Genomic DNA, 16,646 nt, shown 5'->3' with positions numbered 1-16,646 from the left:
CCAGATGGTAGTTTTGTTACCATCCTTAAAGATGGTGTGTTAAATAATACCTCAGTGAAAAATGCGCTAAAGGGGGCGCCACAATGATGCTTTTTGATAATGGGTATCAAGAGCTGGCACGTAATGTAGTCGGACGAAAACTCCAAAATGTCAATGGTCTGATATATATTTATAACGTTCCCGAGTTAGGGGCTCCGCAACAACTTCAGTTCGTTTTTTTTAATGAAAATCAAAGTGTTGTGTTCAGGTGTGGACTGGATGGGGCTTCACTTGAACTAACTGATTTACCAATGCAAGAAAATGATCTCGGAGAGTATGGCAAAGAGGAAATTATGGATTTGTCGAATTCATGTTTTTTTCATAAAGTTATTGGAAAGATACTCTTACGATTTTACGCGATTTATTCGGAAATAGAACAAAAAGTGATTGGGGCAAAATTAGTTTTTGATGAAGGTTTTACTTTAGCAATTATTAATCTCGGGGATGAAATTAAAGTTTTTGATTCTCTGTCAATGGAATATGAGCGAGACGAGAAAATTAATTACATTGATGTTTTATCTATATTTTAAAGACAACCTTCCCGGCAGTTAATCTCTTAATCGTCCGGGTCTCCTGGTTGTTAGCCTGCACCTCCGCAGGCTTTTGAAAGGCTCAAGACATAATCTCCCTGCGTTATGTTGAATGGCCGGTGGCTGTTCACGATGGGCTTTTCGTCGGACGGTAGCCTGTCCAGGAGAAAAAGGCGCGTCAGGAAGGTGCGGATAAAATCGTCGGGCAGCGAAGGCAGTATGCTACCGCAGATTCGAAAGCCAGGCGCGGGGCAGATATTCAGCGTATAGCTCAGAACTGGCGAGTGAGTCCGGAAACGGCTTCAATGCTGTATGATTCGATGACGTTTGTACACGGCGCAGCGGCTGTCGGCGGTGCTCATTATGGAATGAAAGGTTCTGGAGTAAGTGAAGAGACAGCAGGATCAATTAAGAATGTGAATCCAGGGTACCCTGAATCTGGGCGAACACACAATTGTGTAAACTGCTCGATTGCTACAGATGCTACATCAAGTGGGAACCCTGCGTCAGCCTTACCGATTGATCATAATAATGGAGTGCCTTTATCTGTTTTGGAAAACCAATATGGTACTAAATTTAAATAAGCCCCTTCATCTGAAAGCATTACACAACAAATGACAGATGCAGGTTCTGTTTCAAGAGGTATCGTTTTTGGTTCATATGGCCCAGGGCAGCCAGGGCATGTATTTAATATTGTGAATCAAAATGGTACAGTCCGATTCCTTGATGGACAAACGGGTAAATCAGCTGATCTCAGCCAGTTCAAATCATTCCAACTTTAGCGGACAAACTAATGATTACTTTTGATGAAGCTGTTAATAAGGCGACCGAATATTTAGAAAAAACAGAGGTGCCCGTTGTTATTACACTACAAGGTCGTTTTTCAGAAGGATGGTTTTTTTATTTTCAATCCAGAGCATATCTTGAAACAGGAGATTTCTCTGCTCAGCTTATAGGCAATTCTCCATTTATAATCGATAAGGATACTGGTGAGGTACATGAACTTGGAACCGCATACCCTATTGAAAAATACTTGCAGGATTATGAAGAAAAGAAAAATGGCATAAGGGATTAGTGGATTAACGCAAGGGCGTGGATTCTGGTTTACCGAAGGTACAAGCATGGTTGGTGCGTATGCGGCGGCAATGTTGCAAGGGAAAGATCCGCTTGCTCCCACCATTGGTGCAGGAATAGGAACAGCGGGAGGGGTATTAACAGGCAAGGGTTATGAGAAAGTACAAGAAATGCTCCCGCAATATGTGATTCCGAAATTTACAGGAACGGTTCTGGAGTCATTGAGTTCTGAATATTTCGGAAGCAAAGGACAGGCTGCCACTGAGGCTATACAAAACAAATTAAGCGAGAAAAAATAATGTTTACTACGAGGATAAAATTATTCCTATTGCTGGTAGCTGTTTGGATCGCTGGCATTTTTGCCACGCTTTTGTGCGGCCGTTTGCTGATAGCCTTTGTTACCTATTTTTTCATCGGGCAATTTGATTTTCCAATGAGTGATCTTGTTGAAGCCGTTAACCTTTCCATTAGTGGTGGGGTAATCATTGGAGGAATACAATGCTTTATGTCGAAAGAAAAGAATCCACCCCGGTGAGTAAGAGATGAGGATATAGAGCTACCCCAGCCTCTCCACCCTCGTCTCCCCCTCAACCATTGACAGCTGATACAGCGAAAACGACCTCTGCTTCTCAATCAACGTCGCCAACTCCGGCGAGTGGCTGGTGAGCCAGATCTGCGAGTAGCGGCTGGCCTCGGCGATTAAGCTCGCCAGGGCGGGCAGCATCTGCGGGTGCAGGCTGTTTTCCGGTTCGTTCAACGCGATAAATGCCGGTGGGCGTGGGCTTAACAGCGCTACCGCCAGGCACAGAAAGCGCAGTGTGCCGTCGGAGAACTCCGCCGGTTCCAGCGGTCTGCTCAGCCCCTCGCGCTGCATCATCATGCGAAAACGTCCGCCGGTGTTGTCGCTGTAAAACACGCAGCCGGGGAAGGCCTGGTCAAGGATTCGCATCAGCAGCAGCTCGTCGCCAATCTCGATGATAGTCTGAAACGCGGCCGCCAGGTTGGCACCGTCGCTGGCAAGCACCGGGGAGCGGAAGCCGACCTGCGGGGCGCGCATCGCCGAGCCGGATGAAACAGAAAACTCATGATAAAAGCGCCAGTTACGCAGGGACTCACGCATCTGGGACACTTCCGGGTAAAGGTGCGGTTCGCCGAGCTGTCCGAATACCGATTCGTTCTCGTACAGCGTGCCGCTGTGGGTCACCTTCTCGTGATGCACGTTGTTCAGAAACACCGCCTGATTTTTACGCTTCATCAGCTGTGACGAAGGCCGACGGTGCTGGCCGCTCAGCCAGATGGACTCCTCTTTGATCACCGGGTCGAGCTGAAACTGCGAGGGATAGGGCAGCTTCTCCACAAACCCGACCTGCAGCTCGTATTCATAGGTCTCTGTTTCTACCGCCAGATTCATCCGCCGCAGCTGGTCGCTACGGGTTTTGCCTGCCCAGAACACCTTCAGAATGCCGCCCTCGTTCGCCAGCGCCTGGGAAAACTGCCCCTGGGCGGCGCTGTGCATCAGGTGTATCGCCTTGTAGATATTCGATTTCCCGGTACCGTTCGGCCCGAAGACGATGTTGAGCTGCTCCAGCTCCAGCGATATCTCGCGGATGGAGCGATAGTTTTGGATGTGCAGGGTGTTGATCACAGGCAGGCCCCTTTTGCAGAATAGGCCTGTATATAATCACAGCCTTTGAGATAAAATGCAAAAAAGAGACGACAGTGAGGATGTCGTCTAAACGGGGTACTGCTTTGGGCCTCTACGGGTCAATGGGGCCTTCGCATTTTTATGATCACTTGACTGCCAGACGCAGACCCAAATCATCAGGATAGGGATCAAAGTAGTTTTGCGTCATCAGATATCGGTCGGGGTATTCGGCCAGGTAGTGCTTCAGCAGCGTGATCGGGGCGAGAATAGGCAACTGCCCGTTGCGATAGTGCAGGATCACGTCGCGCAGCTCGCCGCGCTGGCGGGTGTTCAGCTGGCTACGGAAATACCCCTGAATATGCATCAGCACGTTGGTGTGATTTTTCCGCGAGGCGGGTTTTTTCAGGATGGTCATCAGCTTTTCCCGATACGCCACGAAGAAGGCGTCCAGGTCTTCCCACTCGTGCAGCGAGGCAACGAACGGGCCGATTTCACGGTAGCCTGCCTGATGATGCGCCAGCAACTGAAGCTTATAGCGGCTGTGGAAGTCCAGCAGCGCGCGCCGTGTGAGGCCATTTTTACGCAGCGTGTTCAGTTCGTGCAGGGCAAAAACACGTTCGACAAAGTTTTCCCGCAGCACCGGATCGTGCAGACGTCCGTCCTCTTCCACGGGCAGCCACGGCCAGGTTTCAAGGAGGGCGGCGGTGAACAGCCCGACCCCCTCCTTGCGGCCCCGGTTGCCGTTTTCATCATACAGACGCACGCGTTCCATGCCGCAGCTTGGGGATTTAGCACAGACGATAAAACCAGCGAGATCGCCGATTTTCGGCAAAAAATCTGCCGTAAAGTCCGCCATTTTCTGCGTAACGTCTTCGTGAGGCGCATGGCTAAAACGCATCTGCGTTTCACCGTGTTCCGTCACGATCAGACGCAGCGCCGGGCGAGGGGTCGGCAGGCCGATGGCCATTTCCGGGCAGACGGGCCTGAAATTCACCCACTGGGCCAGCTCATCCATGACGAAGCCCATACGCTTGTGTCCGCCGTCAAAGCGAACGGCGGATCCGGTCAAACATCCGCTAATACCCAGCACAGGTTTCGTTGTCATGGTGTTGTCCTCCCGTTCATATAACTAAAACTTACACAACATGACTAATTTGTCCAAGTATTCGCGGAACTATTTTTTATAATCCTTTAAAATCAATGCGTCTTAACTGCCCTTGTAGGTCGAATAACCGTACTGGCTCAGCAGAAGCGGGATGTGCAGTTTCTCGTTTGTGCGGGTCACGGTAAACAGCACCGGGATCTCCGGGAAGAAGGAGTCGAGCTTTTTGCCGTGGAAGTAATCTGAGGTTTTGAAGGTCACTTTATACACGCCAGGCTGCATGTCCTGATCCTGCGGATAGAGCGATTTGATGCGTCCGTCGTGGTCGGTTTTGCCGCTGGCAATCGGGATCCATTTGTCCTGCTGCTGCTTCTCCAGCGTAACGGTCACGTCTGACGGCGGCATCCCGGTTTGCTGGTCGAGAATGTGGACACTCAGCGTGCCGGCAGGGGCGCTAAAGGCAGCAGGGGCAAAGGCCATCGAGGCCAGGATCAGCAGAGGGGCAGTTTTTTTCATGGTGTTTTCCTGTGGGGTTATTCGTCACTGGAAAACGTTAGCATCTGCGGCGCGGGAAAATATTCAACTTTTCGTGAAGATTCCCGCAGGAGAAAATGATTAGAGGATAATCACTTCAAGCGATACCTGCTGCTGCCATTGCTCCAGCTGCTTTTTCCGCCCGGCGGTGAGTTTGCCGCTGGTGACCAGCAGCCATTTGCGCTCCGGGAAAATTTCCGGTGCCAGCGCGTCAGGCGGAACCGGCAGGATGTCGATCCGGTGGCCCTGTCCGGTGCGCGTTAGGGCTTCGAGCCAGATCTCGCACGGGTCGTTGAGGTGCCAGCCGCTGAGCAGAATATTATCGCCCGGCGCTTTTTTATCGCCTTCGAGGCAAAACGAGGTGTAGGCGATGATGATGCCGTCGAGGATCGCGCGCAGGGTCATGGCGGCGGCGACGTTGGCCGAAACCTGGCTGCGCAGCGGGCGCAGCACGTTCGCAACCAGCTCCGGCCTTGGGTATTCGCGTCCGGCGTCGTAAATCATCTGGCGCAGGGATTCGACTTTGCCGTCCTGCAGGCGTTGCAGCATGTTCTGCTGCAGGGTTTGCCAGTTATTGGTCCGTCCCGGCGTCGGACGTTCCAGCAGCGGTTTGACCTGGCCAATCGGAACGCCTTTTTTTACCCAGTCGAGGATTTTGAGCGCCTGCTGGACGTCCTCATCGCTGTACTGGCGGTGTCCGCCTTCCGTGCGCTGTGGCTTGAGTAAACCATAGCGACGCTGCCACGCCCGCAGGGTGGTGGCGGTGATGCCGCTGAGTCGGGCGAATTCGCCGATGGAGTAAGCCATGTCCGTGTCCAGAGTGGAGGAATACTCTCAATATACTACGAATTTTCCCGAACGGGATGAAGCGCCGAAACGGTGCACTACACTTAACGTCCAACCGTGCAAATGAAAGGAATTCTCATGAAGCTATGGCCTGTTGTGACCGGTGTTGCCATTGCGCTGACGCTGGTCGCCTGTAAATCCCCCACGCCGCCGAAGGGCGTGCAGCCGATTTCTGGTTTTGACGCCAGCCGCTATCTCGGCAAATGGTACGAGGTCGCCCGTCTGGAAAACCGCTTTGAACGCGGGCTGGAGCAGATAACCGCCACCTACGGCAAGCGCAGCGACGGCGGCATCAGCGTGCTCAACCGGGGTTACGATCCGGTGAAGAACAAATGGAATGAGAGCGAGGGGAAAGCGTACTTTACCGGTGAACCGACCACGGCCGCGCTGAAGGTCTCCTTCTTCGGCCCTTTCTACGGCGGCTATAACGTGATCAGGCTGGACGATAAGTACCAGTACGCGCTGGTCAGCGGCCCGAACCGCGACTACCTGTGGATTTTGTCGCGCACGCCGACCATCCCGGATGCGGTGAAGAAGGATTACCTGAACACCGCGCGCAGTCTGGGCTTCCGGGTTGACCAACTGGTGTGGAGTAGCCCCTACTGGTAGGAAAACGTAATGCTGGCCAGCGCGTTGGCCGAGCCGGGGACCAGTTCGCCGGTTCGGATGTACTGCGCCTGGAACGGTAACGACAGGGTTTGTGCCGCCGCGGTGCTCTGGATAAAGAACTGGCCGGTTGTACCCGCGGCCGAGCTGTCCGGCCCCATCGTCAACGGTCCGGTGCCGTTGTAGAAAAACTGCACCCCAACGCCGGACGCCGTGGAGTCTCCGGTCAGCGTCACCACCGACGAGGTGTTCGACGGCGTGGTCTGATCGGTCATTACCGCGTGAACCGCTACGTTCGCGTCGCAGGTAAGGCTGACGGTAAACGTCCCCGATGGCGACGTGCTTCCCACCGTGGGCAGAGTGCGAATATCAATAGTGCCCAGCGCCACGCTGGCGTTTTTGCTGCCGACCGTACACCCGCTGGCGGTTACCGTGACGGTGGTCGGGCTGATGATGACCTGCGCCGTTTTCGTCTCGTTGTTATAGGCGGTTAACACTGCGGCGTTGATGGTCGGGATTTGATAGACGCCGGACTTCAGCGCCGTACCGGTTTTAATAAAGGTGACCTTTGCCGACCAGCCCAAATCCTGGGCATACCCACTGGTGCCCTCTGCCGGGTAGCTTTGCGTGATACCGGTTTGCAGGGGGATATATTGTGTACTCTTAAAATCCTTCAGCCCGATGATATACCCCACGCCCGGCACGCCGGTCTCAAAAATGGTGTAGTTCGCGCCGTCGACGGTGACCGTCGCACCGCTTGAAATCGCGCTGCTGCTGGGCTGCAGCGTGCTTTTGTTGCAGGTAAAAATAATCCCACACCAGAACACCTGCTGCACGCTGGCGGTGGCGCTCCAGGTCGAGCCAATAATGCTGCCCGGCACCACGGAATCCGCTGGCCCGGTGTAGGTCATTGGCTGAGGGGAGAGGGTAATATCTGATTTCCAGTCCAGCGCCTGCACGCTGGCGCAGAAAAGTAATCCGCAGAGAAGAAACGCTAAACGCATCATAGATACTCCGTTGTCCAGGTGGCGAGGGCAGACACATCACCGGCGCTCACCGGCGTAGCGGTGGCAACCAGCTGCGCGTAAAAGGTCATCTGTACGCTGTCGTCTCCCGCCGTTCCGTACGCGGTGGTCTTAGTGTTCAGGGGAATGAGTACGCTCTCTTTATCGAGGATCTGTACCGCCACGCCGGTAGCGCCACCGTCGGCAATCTTCAACAACTGCGGGTTGGCATCATTCGGCGTACCGCTGAAGCGGATTTTTACGCCAGCAAAGGTCGGCCCGCACGCTTCAAGCCTGAGCGTAAAGGGCGTTTTGATATTGCTGACGGCCCCGGCGCGCGTAAATTGTTTGATGCCAATGGTGCCCAGCGGCACGTTCTGCTCCTCGGAGTCCTGCGCCACCACGCAGGTATTGCCGATCAAATTACCGGTGACGGAAACCAGCACGTCATACCCGCGAACGGGGAGAGCGAAAACCATCAGTGCGATGCAGCCGATCCGAAACGTTACTGACATACCACCTCCTGAGAGTAGAGACCGGTGCGGGCGTTATAGTTCTGCTTGTTTAAGGCATAGGTAATGGTGCAGCGCTGGTCGCTGTTGCGGCCCCACACGGCGTTCAGCTTACCCTTATCTGACAAACCGGACAGATACAGGCCGCCGCCATCGCCGACGATGCCGCTGGTTTTATCATCATCGAGCGAGACCAGCGTGCCGAAGGGGAGCACATCGTTGCCGTGACGCACGATAAACATCGCTTTTGCTCCCTGATGCGTGGTGAAGGTGGCGCGAACCAGGGCACCGTCGGTAGGCGTTTTGTTGGCGATGGCGTTTTCCAGCTCCACGTCGTTGCCAGCGGTCGTCACGTCCAGCGCGACCTGGTTAATGCGGTACGGCGTGGCGTACGGGATCACCGCGTAGCCACGGCTGTCCGTTTTGATGCCCTTATGGTTAAGCACGGCGACGTTGCTGGCACCCGGGGCTTTCACCAGAATGTTGGTGTTCCCAAGCGGCTGGCTCAGCGTCAGGCCATCTTCATGCACTACCGCACCGCCGCTGATGCCGTAGCTGAGGTTGCGGGAGTTGCTGGCGTAGCTGTAGCCGAGGTTATAATTCCCGCGCGCGCCTTCGTACTGCAGGGTGGCATCGCCGCCGTAGTGCTGCTGGGCGCTGTAGCGCTGGTTGACGCTATAGAACAGATTTTCCTGGCCCGGCAGGTAGCCGCTCACGCCCGTGCTGGCGGTTGTACCGGTGGAGTCCGCATGGGTCGTGGTAAAGCGCGCGCGGGTCGACAGCGCCGGGTTGCCAAGCGGGACCGAAATTGACATCGACAGGATGTTGTCTTTCTTGTCGTCATACAGGCTTGAGCTTCGCTGGGCGCTGACCCCAAGCGACACGTTGCGAAACGTGGCGTTCCACGCGAACTGCAGGCTTTGCGTGGTTTTCGGCGTGTTCCAGTAGGTCTGCTGATCCCACGACAGTGACAGCGAGCCGTATTGTCCCATCGGCTGCGACAGCAGCAGCTGGTTTTTTGCCTTGCGCGACATGCGCAGGTTGTACACGTTGTCGTAATGGGTGGTGACGGTGCCATCGTCTTCCACAGTCTGCTTTGGCGATCCGCCCGATATCCCTTTGTACGTCGTGTCGCTGAGGGTATAAAACCCTTTCGTGGAGTAGCGCAGCGAGAAGAAGTTCACCCGCGTGCCAATGTCGTTCAGCAGCTTGCTGTAGCGCAGGCGCACCGAATCACCGGTATAGTGCCGATCGTCCGCCAGCTGGCTGCGGGCGTGGGTCAGGTCGATGGAGTAGGCACCAAAGCGGCCGAGGTTCTGCCCAAACCCGAAGGCCAGGCCGTTATAGCGATCGGCAAACTGCGCCCCACCGTAAAACGTCAGGCCATATTGCCAGCCGTAAAACAGTTCGCCCTGCGCGAACGAGGGCGCATCCTGATTGCCCGTCGGACGGTATTTCCCGGCACCGAGGGCATATTTCACCTGTCCGTTACGCACCAGGTTCGGCACGCTGGCAAAGGGAAGCGTGTATTGCGTTTTGCTGCCGTCGTTCTCCTGAATGGTGACCGCCAGATCGCCTCCCGAGGAGGTCGGGTAGAGATCTTTCAGCACAAACGCGCCTGGTGGAACGGAGGTTTGATAGATGATGTTGCCGTTCTGGCGAACCGTTACGGTAGCGTTGCTGCGCGCGATGCCCCGGACTTCCGGCGCATAGCCGCTGAGGCTGGCGGGCAGCATGTTGTCATCGGTTTTCAGGGCGATGCCGCGCAGGCCCACGGAATCGAAGACCTGCGCCGAGGTGTACGTTTCCCCGGCATACACCTGCGCGCGCAGGGCGTGAATATCGCGCTGCAGCCAGGTCTGCACGTGGGTGAGCTCATTGCTGTCTTTGGTCCACGTGGTGAAATCACGCAGCCGCCACGCGCCCAGATTGACACCGCTGTTGAGGCTCGCAAACAGCTGCTGTTCCCGCGTGCGCGTCTCGCCGCGATACTCATTGTTCGAGCCGTTGACCACGTAATTCAGCCACGCGGCAGGAATGCCCGCTTCCCAGCTTTCCGGGCTGACATACCCGCGCGGCAAATTGCGCATCGCACTTTGCGGTACGGTGAAGCTCAGGGTGAGCGTCTTCTGGTCCAGATCAAACTGCGTATCCGCAAACGCCTTCGTTAAGAAGATGCAGCGTTGCGCCAGCGGCAGCGCTCCGCCCTTCGCCTGATGACTATCGATGCCCAGCGCGTCGAATTGCTCAGGCGTGAGGCAGGGCAGCGCTTCACCCGTACTGTCTTCAGAAAGGCGGAACGTGACGTTACCTGTGAACGCGTAGTTGGTATTGATATACACGTTGAGGTTGTAATCACCCGGCGGCAACGCGCTCCCGGCGTTGACCCAGGCGAGATCGGCGCTATTTGCGCTCTCGCCGTTGAGGAACGCGGGGTTAAATTGCAGTTCGCTTTCAGCAGCCACGGCTTGCCGAATCACCAGGGAGATCACCGTGGCGCACAGGATTTTTATTTTCACGTGGTCACGCCTTACTGTTTTTATTATTGGGATAACGACGCGCGCGTGGCGGGGGTCCATGCCCCGTAATCGTTAATGGTCTGATAACTCATGCTGCCCGCATGGCTGAAGGTTTCGGCCAGCGTCACGCTGCTTTTCGGGGGCACCATCACCGGCTGCACCGGCATACCGTCAATTTTCACGTTGATGGTGGTGAGGTAGTACGGCGTGGGATTGCTAAGCGTCACTTTGCCGGCGCGATAGGCGCCGGTCAGGCGTTTCCACGAATCTCCCACGCTTTGCGCGAGTCCTTCCGGGCGATAAAAGACCTTGATGCGGTTAGCCGACGCAAACTGCAGCGTATTCCCGGATCCGCTTTTAGCCTGTTGGGGGATGGCTTTGACCGTCATCCAGTAGAGCGTCTCCCGATCCTCTGGCAGGGCTTTACCGTTAAACATAATTTTCACTGCGCTTTCGCTGGCCGGTTTCATGACGTACAGCGGCGGCGTGATCACGAAGTCGTTGGTGCGTTCGCCTTTCTCATTCTCTATCCATGACTGGATCAGGAACGTGGCGTCGGGATGGGTGTTTCTCACCTGCATCATGGCCTGAGTGGTGGCGCTGGAGTAGACCATTCGCGTTGCGCCCAACCCCACGCCGCCGGCATAGACGGCGGATGAACATAACGCGCCCGCCAGGCAAATCCATGTGTTTACGCGCATAGTGTTTCTCCTGAAAGCTAAGACAGGCCCCGGCCCGCAGACCGGGGCTAAAGATTACGAATAGGACACGGTGTAGGTTGCGACGGCGCTGGCATCACCCGCAGTGGCGCCACCCTTCGGCGAGTAATATTTCGCGCTGAAGTTCAGGGTGTTGGCACCCTTGCGCAGAGGGATGGCCGAAGCAGGTTCACCCAGCTTCACCACGTTGCCTTGCTCGTCATAAAGGCGAATAGCCACGTTTTGCGCAGAGTTGGCGCTGCCGTTTGCCCCGACGGACAAGCTATTAACATCGGAACCGTCTGGCGTACCGGTGAAGGTGACGGCCACGGTTGTTGCGGCAATAGGGTTCTCATCCGTAGAGGCTGAGGTGTCGGCGATTTCACAATCTTCCAGGGTGATGGCAAACGCTTTTGCCGTGCTGGCTTCACTACCTGCAGCCGCCAGCGTTGCGGTACGCACTTCACCCATGTCCACGTCAATGTTGGCGCTTCCCGCGCTGATGGCGCAGGCGGAAGTCACCACTTTGCCGTTAAAGTTCACCGTGCCACCGCTGGTACCGGCAGCCAGCGCCGTTCCGGCTGGCAGTAGTGCCGCAATAGCGATCGCAAGCAGCGTTTTATGATTGAATTGAGCTTTCATTGTCCTGATTCCATTATGGTGTTATGTCGAGATTTGCTCTGAAAGCAGCAGGTCTAACTGGTTAAAAAGACCAGCAAATCTGTCTTGTTCCTGAGCCCGAGTTTTCTTATCGCTGAGCTTTTTAACGCGCTGACACGACGGTAAGAAAGCTGCTCTGTTTCGGCGATGTAACGCATATCCAGACCTTTTCGCAGTTCCTTCAATACTCGCCATTCTCCCGGCGTCAGCGATAACGCCGTGGGTTTCTTTTTTGGTCGATAACGGTTATCGACCAGCTTTAATACGCTGGTTCGCCAGTGATAAAGTGGCTCCTGCAGCGAGATATAGGCGTCTATTTCACCGCGTATCCACAGCCAGGAATTCGCCGGTGTGGAATACATACAAATAAGCACGCCGGGAGAGAGGACTTTCATTTTCCTTATATATTTCAGGCAATCATATCCCGCATGATATTTCTCCGTGCCGGATAAAAAAATCACGTCTACCGGCGCGGCCGCGAGTATCGTTTCGATCTCCGCGTAATTATCTATCGATGCTGTAATCTGCATAGACGGAGTAATATTTTTTAATAACGCAGCGATCCCCTGGCGCGCAAAGTGATCCCCACCCAATAGCGCGATATTTAAATGACGTGTGTTGTTGAGCTTATTCGCCATGTCATTCCCTCGATTTATAATTGTAATGAGACTCGTCTGTCTGGCAGAACGATTCCTGTATTTTCGAAGCAATTAAGCATTGCACGGTGTGAGCCCACTATACCCAGGGCGTAAAAGAGGTAACCTGAATTAATCTTAATTTGTTTTAAGTTCAGTTTAGGTGTAGCGTCAATTCTCCTCGCTGAACCGGCTTTTGCTTATCTGCCTGTAAATAATGATACCGGTAGTTTTTATTGAAAAGTTAGCTTTAATAAATGTTTTGTAAGGAAATAGTCTGGGGACGTCATGCGAGGCGGGTTGTTACTGACGGTGACTAACAGTTTTGTGCTGAAATTGTTAATTAAGACGGCAGCTTTCGAATTGAACGAAATTTCGAAACCCGGCGTCAGAGCGCGTCCTCTCTGCTTTTTGTTAAAAAAACAAATTAAGCACGCTGAATAATTCAGACAGCAATGGCTAAATCGTTCAACTGGCGCCTTTGTCGAGTTTTGTCAGTGTCAAGACGGCTTAAATGGCGGTTAAGAAAACTTCAGACCGGTCAGATAAACAGAAAGGAAAAATAAGATTTTTCGCCAGGCGCCAGGATATACAGTTGCGCATTTATCCGTCACATTAATCCTTACACAGGCGAGGGATACGCAGGTTAACCGTGAAGGGAATCTACTGGAGCAACAGGCGTTGACCGGAGGTATTTAGCCCATTCTATGCATAAGCATTACATTATTAATGGCCTGGTAGAGTTTCACCCAGCAGCCAGCACATTACGCGATCTCAACAATCCTGACCGGGTGGTGGTATTAAATTCCCCGGCGGGCCGTTGTTTGTTGTTATTAATTGAGAGAGTCGGAAGTATTGTGACTCAACAGGAGTGCATGGATATTGTCTGGCAGCGCCGGGGGATGCTGGTTTCGCCTAATACCTACTACCAGAATATTTCTATTCTGCGTAAAGGGCTGAAGAAGGTGGGTTTCGAAACCGATCCGATTGTCACTATCCCGCGTATTGGACTCACGCTCGCAAGCGATACGCAAATCACCATTAAAGAGACGCAGCCGCAGGCTGAAGAGGAAGAACACGCTGCTCCGGATGTCTGCGAAGAGACTGTCGGCCCGGCCCTCTCTACACGCCGCTTCTGGTTGCCGGGTGCGCTGGTGGTATTGCTGGTACTGGCTGGCATGAGCGTTATCAGCCATAGCCTGCTGCATGACAGCTATTTTGTGGATGGGTATCGCTTCGCAATGAAGATGGGCGAGTGCCAGCTCTATTTTGCTCACGATATTGAAACGCAACGCGATCGGGATAAAGCCCTTGCCTATGCCACCCCATTTAAGGACCAGTGCGCGAACTATCCCTGGGTATATGTGAGCGGATACATCCTGCTGCCTCGCGCGTCGGTCATTCGCTGTGACAGACCGATGACGGAACCCAACCGCTGTATGTCTGATTATTTTATAGAGGATCGCTAGTATGATTCGCTACCGTCAAACGCTAGTTGCGCTCTGTCTGTGCCTGTTGATGGGGGCTGTCGTGGCAGCGTATTACCTCTGGCATCGCCATTACATCCAGCCCTTTTCCTGTCAGGTGAACTTTATTCAGCATCACCGTGATGAAACGCTTTCTCTGTGGCTAAATTACACCGTGGAAGGCAACAGCGGAATACTCAGTATGAACGGGCGTGTGAAAAGCGACCCAACGAAGACCCTGAATCGCAAAGTATTCTTTCAGATTGAGCGAAAAGACAGCGTCTATAATCTGACATCCATACGCAATATGAAATTTCCGGACGACAACATCAGCGACAGCTGGCTTGAGAAGTACGAACCCTTATTTTTTATCTATCCGAATAAGAATATTTATATGCGCATTAAGAAACAGCAGAATGAGAATTATTTATTTATTCTGGGAACGCTGCCGACCTATGTGTGCCACACGTCAAAAAATGGATAGCGACAGGGAGAAATGTTTTTAAATTTTCCTGGGCATCATTTATGCTTGATTTAACAGCCAGGACCTATCTTAGGAAAATATAACAGCAGCAATAATGTTGCGATAATGTAATTATTATTCTTCGGCAAGTTAATGAAAACTTTAATTGATGATAGCGTCAGAATGACGCCTGCACGGAATAAATCCCTGCATATGGGTTTACTCCTGTGGCCCCATTTCTCGCTTTTCGCATATTCAGGATTAATAGAGGCGTTACGCATTGCATCCAGCGTCCAAAAGCGTAGCCAGAAAATATGCTTTAAACTCACCCTGATAAGCATTTACCCCGACTTACCGGTTGTAAGCAGCTCTGGTATCAGCGTACGGCCCGATGCCGCCCATGCACCGCCCGGTGACTTCGACTACATTGCGGTGATTGGTGGAGGCCTGGAGCACCTTCACCAGGGGCACCGTGGCGACAGAGCGTTCCTCACGGATGCTCATCACAACAGCACTCCTCTGATAGGTATTGGTACCGGCAGCTTTATTCTGGCGGAGGAAGGCTTACTCAACGAGCGCCGCGCCTCGATTCATCCTCATCATCATGGCGTTTTCACGCGGCGGTTCCCGCAGGTTTATGCTGAGCAAGGCCTCGATTTTATCGACGAAGGTGATGTGCTGACCTGCCCGGGTGGGATCTCAACGCTCACCCTGGTAACGTCGCTGATCCGCGCCCACGGGGGAGACGACATTGCGGCCATAACCTCCCGGCGTCTGTCTCTTCCTCCGCATGACGCCGCCACGCCACGGCCTGCGAATATCGCCATGATCCCTGATTCACGGCTGCGCAGGGCGGTGACGATCGTCGAACAATATCTGACGCACCCGCTGAGCGCCGCCAGGCTCGCGCAGGACGTTAAGCTGAGCGAACGTCAGCTCAACCGCCTGTTTCACGCCGAGTTTGGCAAAACGGCGCGGGAATTTATTCGCAGCGCCAGGCTGCGCTATGCCTGCTGGCTGCTGAAAAACTCTCAGCAAAGCGTTACGGATATTGCTCGACGGATGCGGTTTAGCGACTGCGCCCACTTTATTCGTCATTTTCAGACCGAGTACGGCTGTACGCCGGGGGCATGGCGCACGTCGCAGAACTGATGGACCTATTTCGTGCTTTCTTCGTAGGGTATTACTGGCCCGCCTGGATAGACTTCCGTTAAAAGCCTAACGGAGGGAAGTCGACATGAACTGGCAGCCTTTTCGCGGCGATGCGCCGGAAAATATGACGATTTTCAGCGCGTCATTTCCCGACGTCAGCGACCAGTGGCCGATGAAAGACGATGCTGCCCGTGAGATCGCCTCCCTTGACCGCGCCCTGAAAGCCGAGCCAGCGCTCCGGCCGCCGAGGGTGGAATACGACGAGGGCGGGCAGGCCGTGCTTGTCCCGCAGAACCGCTATTCCGAACAGGCCTTCCGCAACCGCCCGGCGCTCACCGCGTGGCGCACCCGGCTGGTGCCCTCCGCGCTGGCGCTGTTTGTGGTGCAAAACCCGCTGGAAGATCGCCTGCCCGACGGCACTAAAATGGACAGCGACAGCCGCCAGTGGTTTATCCACGCTAACGATGCGGTTGGCGTGCGTTCCCGCGCCAGGGTGCTGGCCGCGCTGGTGGATAAGTACATTCACAATGAGAGCGAGAACAACTGGGTCAGCCTCGCGAGCGGTGCCGCCATTCCGGTGCTGGAGGCGCTGCGTGAAGCAAAGCTCGACGGCCAGCAGGTCTATCTCACGCTGGTGGACAAAGACCCGGTGGCGCTCAGCTGGGCCGAAACCATGGCGGCGCAGGAAGGCATTGTGGTGGGTGAACAGCTGACGCTGCTCAGGCGCAACCTGCTCCATACGCTGGTGCGTAACGAGGACCTGCTGCTGGAGCTGGGCGAGCATCAGGCCGAACTGGTCGACGCGCTGGGGATCTTCGAATACTTCAACGATACCGATGCGGTGACTTTCCTCCAGCGCGCGCTGCGGCTGGTCAAGCCCGGCGGGGCGGTGATTGTGTCGAACATGCTCACCAGTAGCCCGCACATTGACTTTGTGCTGCGGGGTATCGGCTGGGAGGATATTTATCCGAGATCGTTACAGCAGCTGCAGGATATCCACCTCGCGGCGGGTGTGCCGGTGGAAAACGTCACCGTCGTCGTGCCGAAGGATGGGGTGTACGCGGTGATGGAGATTAGGGTAGGGGATGAAAAATCGCACGGTCAGTTCCCTCTCCCTGAGGGAGAGGGTTAGGGTGAGGGGGGAACAGACCGCAAAGCGTG

General features: G+C 54.4%; 20 protein-coding genes. 10 read left to right on the top strand and 10 right to left on the bottom strand.

Annotation, left to right across the window (positions count from 1 at the left end; translation table 11 throughout):
* The first annotated feature begins 83 nt into the window (after window positions 1–83).
* The 5 genes from AC0TN7_RS05805 to AC0TN7_RS05785 all read left to right on the top strand — a co-directional run bounded on the left by AC0TN7_RS05805 (window position 84) and on the right by AC0TN7_RS05785 (window position 1,942).
* A complete protein-coding gene (locus AC0TN7_RS05805; RefSeq protein ID WP_069720536.1) occupies window positions 84–569 on the top strand; it encodes a hypothetical protein in 486 nt (161 codons plus the stop codon).
* Window positions 570–853: 284 nt separating this feature from the next.
* The gene (locus tag AC0TN7_RS05800; protein WP_235837655.1) at window positions 854–1,153 is read left to right on the top strand and encodes a hypothetical protein; all 300 of its coding nucleotides are present in this window, start codon (window positions 854–856) and stop codon (window positions 1,151–1,153) included.
* An 18-nt stretch (window positions 1,154–1,171) separates the two neighbouring features.
* Window positions 1,172–1,351, top strand: a complete 180-nt coding sequence (locus AC0TN7_RS05795; RefSeq protein WP_223540612.1) for a toxin glutamine deamidase domain-containing protein — start codon at window positions 1,172–1,174, stop codon at window positions 1,349–1,351.
* Between the two features lie 11 nt (window positions 1,352–1,362).
* The gene (locus tag AC0TN7_RS05790; protein WP_267217692.1) at window positions 1,363–1,644 is read left to right on the top strand and encodes a YrhB domain-containing protein; all 282 of its coding nucleotides are present in this window, start codon (window positions 1,363–1,365) and stop codon (window positions 1,642–1,644) included.
* Window positions 1,645–1,690: 46 nt separating this feature from the next.
* A complete protein-coding gene (locus tag AC0TN7_RS05785; protein WP_048992773.1) occupies window positions 1,691–1,942 on the top strand; it encodes a hypothetical protein in 252 nt (83 codons plus the stop codon).
* Between the two features lie 257 nt (window positions 1,943–2,199).
* Here the strand turns inward: AC0TN7_RS05785 and AC0TN7_RS05780 are convergent, their stop codons facing one another.
* From AC0TN7_RS05780 to AC0TN7_RS05765, 4 genes are all read right to left on the bottom strand, one after another.
* On the bottom strand, window positions 2,200–3,288 hold the full coding sequence (locus tag AC0TN7_RS05780; RefSeq protein WP_473701917.1) for an AAA family ATPase: 1,089 nt from the start codon (window positions 3,286–3,288) through the stop codon (window positions 2,200–2,202).
* A gap of 145 nt (window positions 3,289–3,433) precedes the next feature.
* Window positions 3,434–4,393: a YbgA family protein gene (locus AC0TN7_RS05775; protein WP_267215361.1), complete on the bottom strand. Its 960-nt coding sequence runs from the start codon at window positions 4,391–4,393 to the stop codon at window positions 3,434–3,436.
* A 102-nt stretch (window positions 4,394–4,495) separates the two neighbouring features.
* The gene (gene uraH / locus AC0TN7_RS05770) at window positions 4,496–4,906 is read right to left on the bottom strand and encodes a hydroxyisourate hydrolase (RefSeq protein WP_473701916.1); all 411 of its coding nucleotides are present in this window, start codon (window positions 4,904–4,906) and stop codon (window positions 4,496–4,498) included.
* A gap of 99 nt (window positions 4,907–5,005) precedes the next feature.
* Window positions 5,006–5,731: a MerR family transcriptional regulator gene (locus AC0TN7_RS05765; protein ID WP_061716237.1), complete on the bottom strand. Its 726-nt coding sequence runs from the start codon at window positions 5,729–5,731 to the stop codon at window positions 5,006–5,008.
* A gap of 117 nt (window positions 5,732–5,848) precedes the next feature.
* Here AC0TN7_RS05765 and AC0TN7_RS05760 point away from each other — a divergent pair, with 117 nt between their 5' ends.
* A complete protein-coding gene (locus AC0TN7_RS05760) occupies window positions 5,849–6,379 on the top strand; it encodes a lipocalin family protein (protein WP_473701915.1) in 531 nt (176 codons plus the stop codon).
* On the opposite strand, the gene AC0TN7_RS05755 is transcribed toward AC0TN7_RS05760, so the two are convergent.
* Genes AC0TN7_RS05755 through AC0TN7_RS05730 form a run of 6 tightly spaced genes read right to left on the bottom strand, consistent with a single transcriptional unit; the run spans window position 6,370 to window position 12,407 of the window.
* Complete coding sequence (locus AC0TN7_RS05755; protein WP_061716276.1) at window positions 6,370–7,380, bottom strand: fimbrial protein; 1,011 nt, start codon at window positions 7,378–7,380, stop codon at window positions 6,370–6,372. The genes AC0TN7_RS05760 and AC0TN7_RS05755 overlap by 10 nt on opposite strands.
* Window positions 7,380–7,895 carry a fimbrial protein gene (locus AC0TN7_RS05750; RefSeq protein WP_061716236.1) on the bottom strand — a complete coding sequence of 172 codons (516 nt, stop codon included), beginning with the start codon at window positions 7,893–7,895 and terminating at the stop codon, window positions 7,380–7,382. Before AC0TN7_RS05750 ends, AC0TN7_RS05755 begins: the two co-directional genes overlap by 1 nt.
* Entirely contained in the window at window positions 7,886–10,411 is a 2,526-nt protein-coding gene (locus AC0TN7_RS05745; RefSeq protein ID WP_267217696.1) for a fimbria/pilus outer membrane usher protein, read from the bottom strand. The genes AC0TN7_RS05750 and AC0TN7_RS05745 overlap by 10 nt, the downstream gene beginning before the upstream one ends.
* Window positions 10,412–10,434: 23 nt before the next feature.
* A complete protein-coding gene (locus AC0TN7_RS05740) occupies window positions 10,435–11,112 on the bottom strand; it encodes a fimbrial biogenesis chaperone (RefSeq protein WP_267217697.1) in 678 nt (225 codons plus the stop codon).
* A gap of 54 nt (window positions 11,113–11,166) precedes the next feature.
* Window positions 11,167–11,751 carry a fimbrial protein gene (locus AC0TN7_RS05735; protein ID WP_267217698.1) on the bottom strand — a complete coding sequence of 195 codons (585 nt, stop codon included), beginning with the start codon at window positions 11,749–11,751 and terminating at the stop codon, window positions 11,167–11,169.
* 53 nt (window positions 11,752–11,804) lie between these two features.
* Entirely contained in the window at window positions 11,805–12,407 is a 603-nt protein-coding gene (locus AC0TN7_RS05730; RefSeq protein WP_061716232.1) for a response regulator transcription factor, read from the bottom strand.
* A gap of 704 nt (window positions 12,408–13,111) precedes the next feature.
* On the opposite strand from AC0TN7_RS05730, the gene AC0TN7_RS05725 reads away from it, so the two are divergent.
* The 4 genes from AC0TN7_RS05725 to AC0TN7_RS05710 all read left to right on the top strand — a co-directional run bounded on the left by AC0TN7_RS05725 (window position 13,112) and on the right by AC0TN7_RS05710 (window position 16,617).
* Window positions 13,112–13,873: a winged helix-turn-helix domain-containing protein gene (locus tag AC0TN7_RS05725; RefSeq protein ID WP_267217699.1), complete on the top strand. Its 762-nt coding sequence runs from the start codon at window positions 13,112–13,114 to the stop codon at window positions 13,871–13,873.
* Window position 13,874: 1 nt separating this feature from the next.
* Window positions 13,875–14,354 (top strand): hypothetical protein, encoded by a 480-nt coding sequence (locus AC0TN7_RS05720; RefSeq protein ID WP_061716230.1) that lies wholly within the window; start codon window positions 13,875–13,877, stop codon window positions 14,352–14,354.
* Between the two features lie 132 nt (window positions 14,355–14,486).
* A complete protein-coding gene (locus AC0TN7_RS05715) occupies window positions 14,487–15,485 on the top strand; it encodes a GlxA family transcriptional regulator (RefSeq protein ID WP_231103409.1) in 999 nt (332 codons plus the stop codon).
* Window positions 15,486–15,570: 85 nt separating this feature from the next.
* Window positions 15,571–16,617, top strand: a complete 1,047-nt coding sequence (locus AC0TN7_RS05710) for a class I SAM-dependent methyltransferase (RefSeq protein ID WP_061716228.1) — start codon at window positions 15,571–15,573, stop codon at window positions 16,615–16,617.
* Window positions 16,618–16,646 lie beyond the last annotated feature (29 nt).

It is taken from the genome of Enterobacter sp. PL_is511 (genome assembly GCF_055816065.1).
The sequence above is the reverse complement of the archived record's forward strand: the minus strand, read 5'-3'. Positions and strand labels throughout refer to the sequence as shown.

Coding starts and splice junctions, on each gene's coding strand:
- AC0TN7_RS05805 (WP_069720536.1), top strand. CDS start 84: ATGATGCTTTTTGATAATGGGTATCAAGAGCTGGCACGTAATGTAGTC.
- AC0TN7_RS05790 (WP_267217692.1), top strand. CDS start 1,363: ATGATTACTTTTGATGAAGCTGTTAATAAGGCGACCGAATATTTAGAA.
- AC0TN7_RS05785 (WP_048992773.1), top strand. CDS start 1,691: ATGGTTGGTGCGTATGCGGCGGCAATGTTGCAAGGGAAAGATCCGCTT.
- AC0TN7_RS05775 (WP_267215361.1), bottom strand. CDS start 4,393: ATGACAACGAAACCTGTGCTGGGTATTAGCGGATGTTTGACCGGATCC.
- uraH (WP_473701916.1), bottom strand. CDS start 4,906: ATGAAAAAAACTGCCCCTCTGCTGATCCTGGCCTCGATGGCCTTTGCC.
- AC0TN7_RS05765 (WP_061716237.1), bottom strand. CDS start 5,731: ATGGCTTACTCCATCGGCGAATTCGCCCGACTCAGCGGCATCACCGCC.
- AC0TN7_RS05760 (WP_473701915.1), top strand. CDS start 5,849: ATGAAGCTATGGCCTGTTGTGACCGGTGTTGCCATTGCGCTGACGCTG.
- AC0TN7_RS05755 (WP_061716276.1), bottom strand. CDS start 7,380: ATGCGTTTAGCGTTTCTTCTCTGCGGATTACTTTTCTGCGCCAGCGTG.
- AC0TN7_RS05750 (WP_061716236.1), bottom strand. CDS start 7,895: ATGTCAGTAACGTTTCGGATCGGCTGCATCGCACTGATGGTTTTCGCT.
- AC0TN7_RS05740 (WP_267217697.1), bottom strand. CDS start 11,112: ATGCGCGTAAACACATGGATTTGCCTGGCGGGCGCGTTATGTTCATCC.
- AC0TN7_RS05735 (WP_267217698.1), bottom strand. CDS start 11,751: ATGAAAGCTCAATTCAATCATAAAACGCTGCTTGCGATCGCTATTGCG.
- AC0TN7_RS05730 (WP_061716232.1), bottom strand. CDS start 12,407: ATGGCGAATAAGCTCAACAACACACGTCATTTAAATATCGCGCTATTG.
- AC0TN7_RS05725 (WP_267217699.1), top strand. CDS start 13,112: ATGCATAAGCATTACATTATTAATGGCCTGGTAGAGTTTCACCCAGCA.
- AC0TN7_RS05720 (WP_061716230.1), top strand. CDS start 13,875: ATGATTCGCTACCGTCAAACGCTAGTTGCGCTCTGTCTGTGCCTGTTG.
- AC0TN7_RS05715 (WP_231103409.1), top strand. CDS start 14,487: ATGAAAACTTTAATTGATGATAGCGTCAGAATGACGCCTGCACGGAAT.
- AC0TN7_RS05710 (WP_061716228.1), top strand. CDS start 15,571: ATGAACTGGCAGCCTTTTCGCGGCGATGCGCCGGAAAATATGACGATT.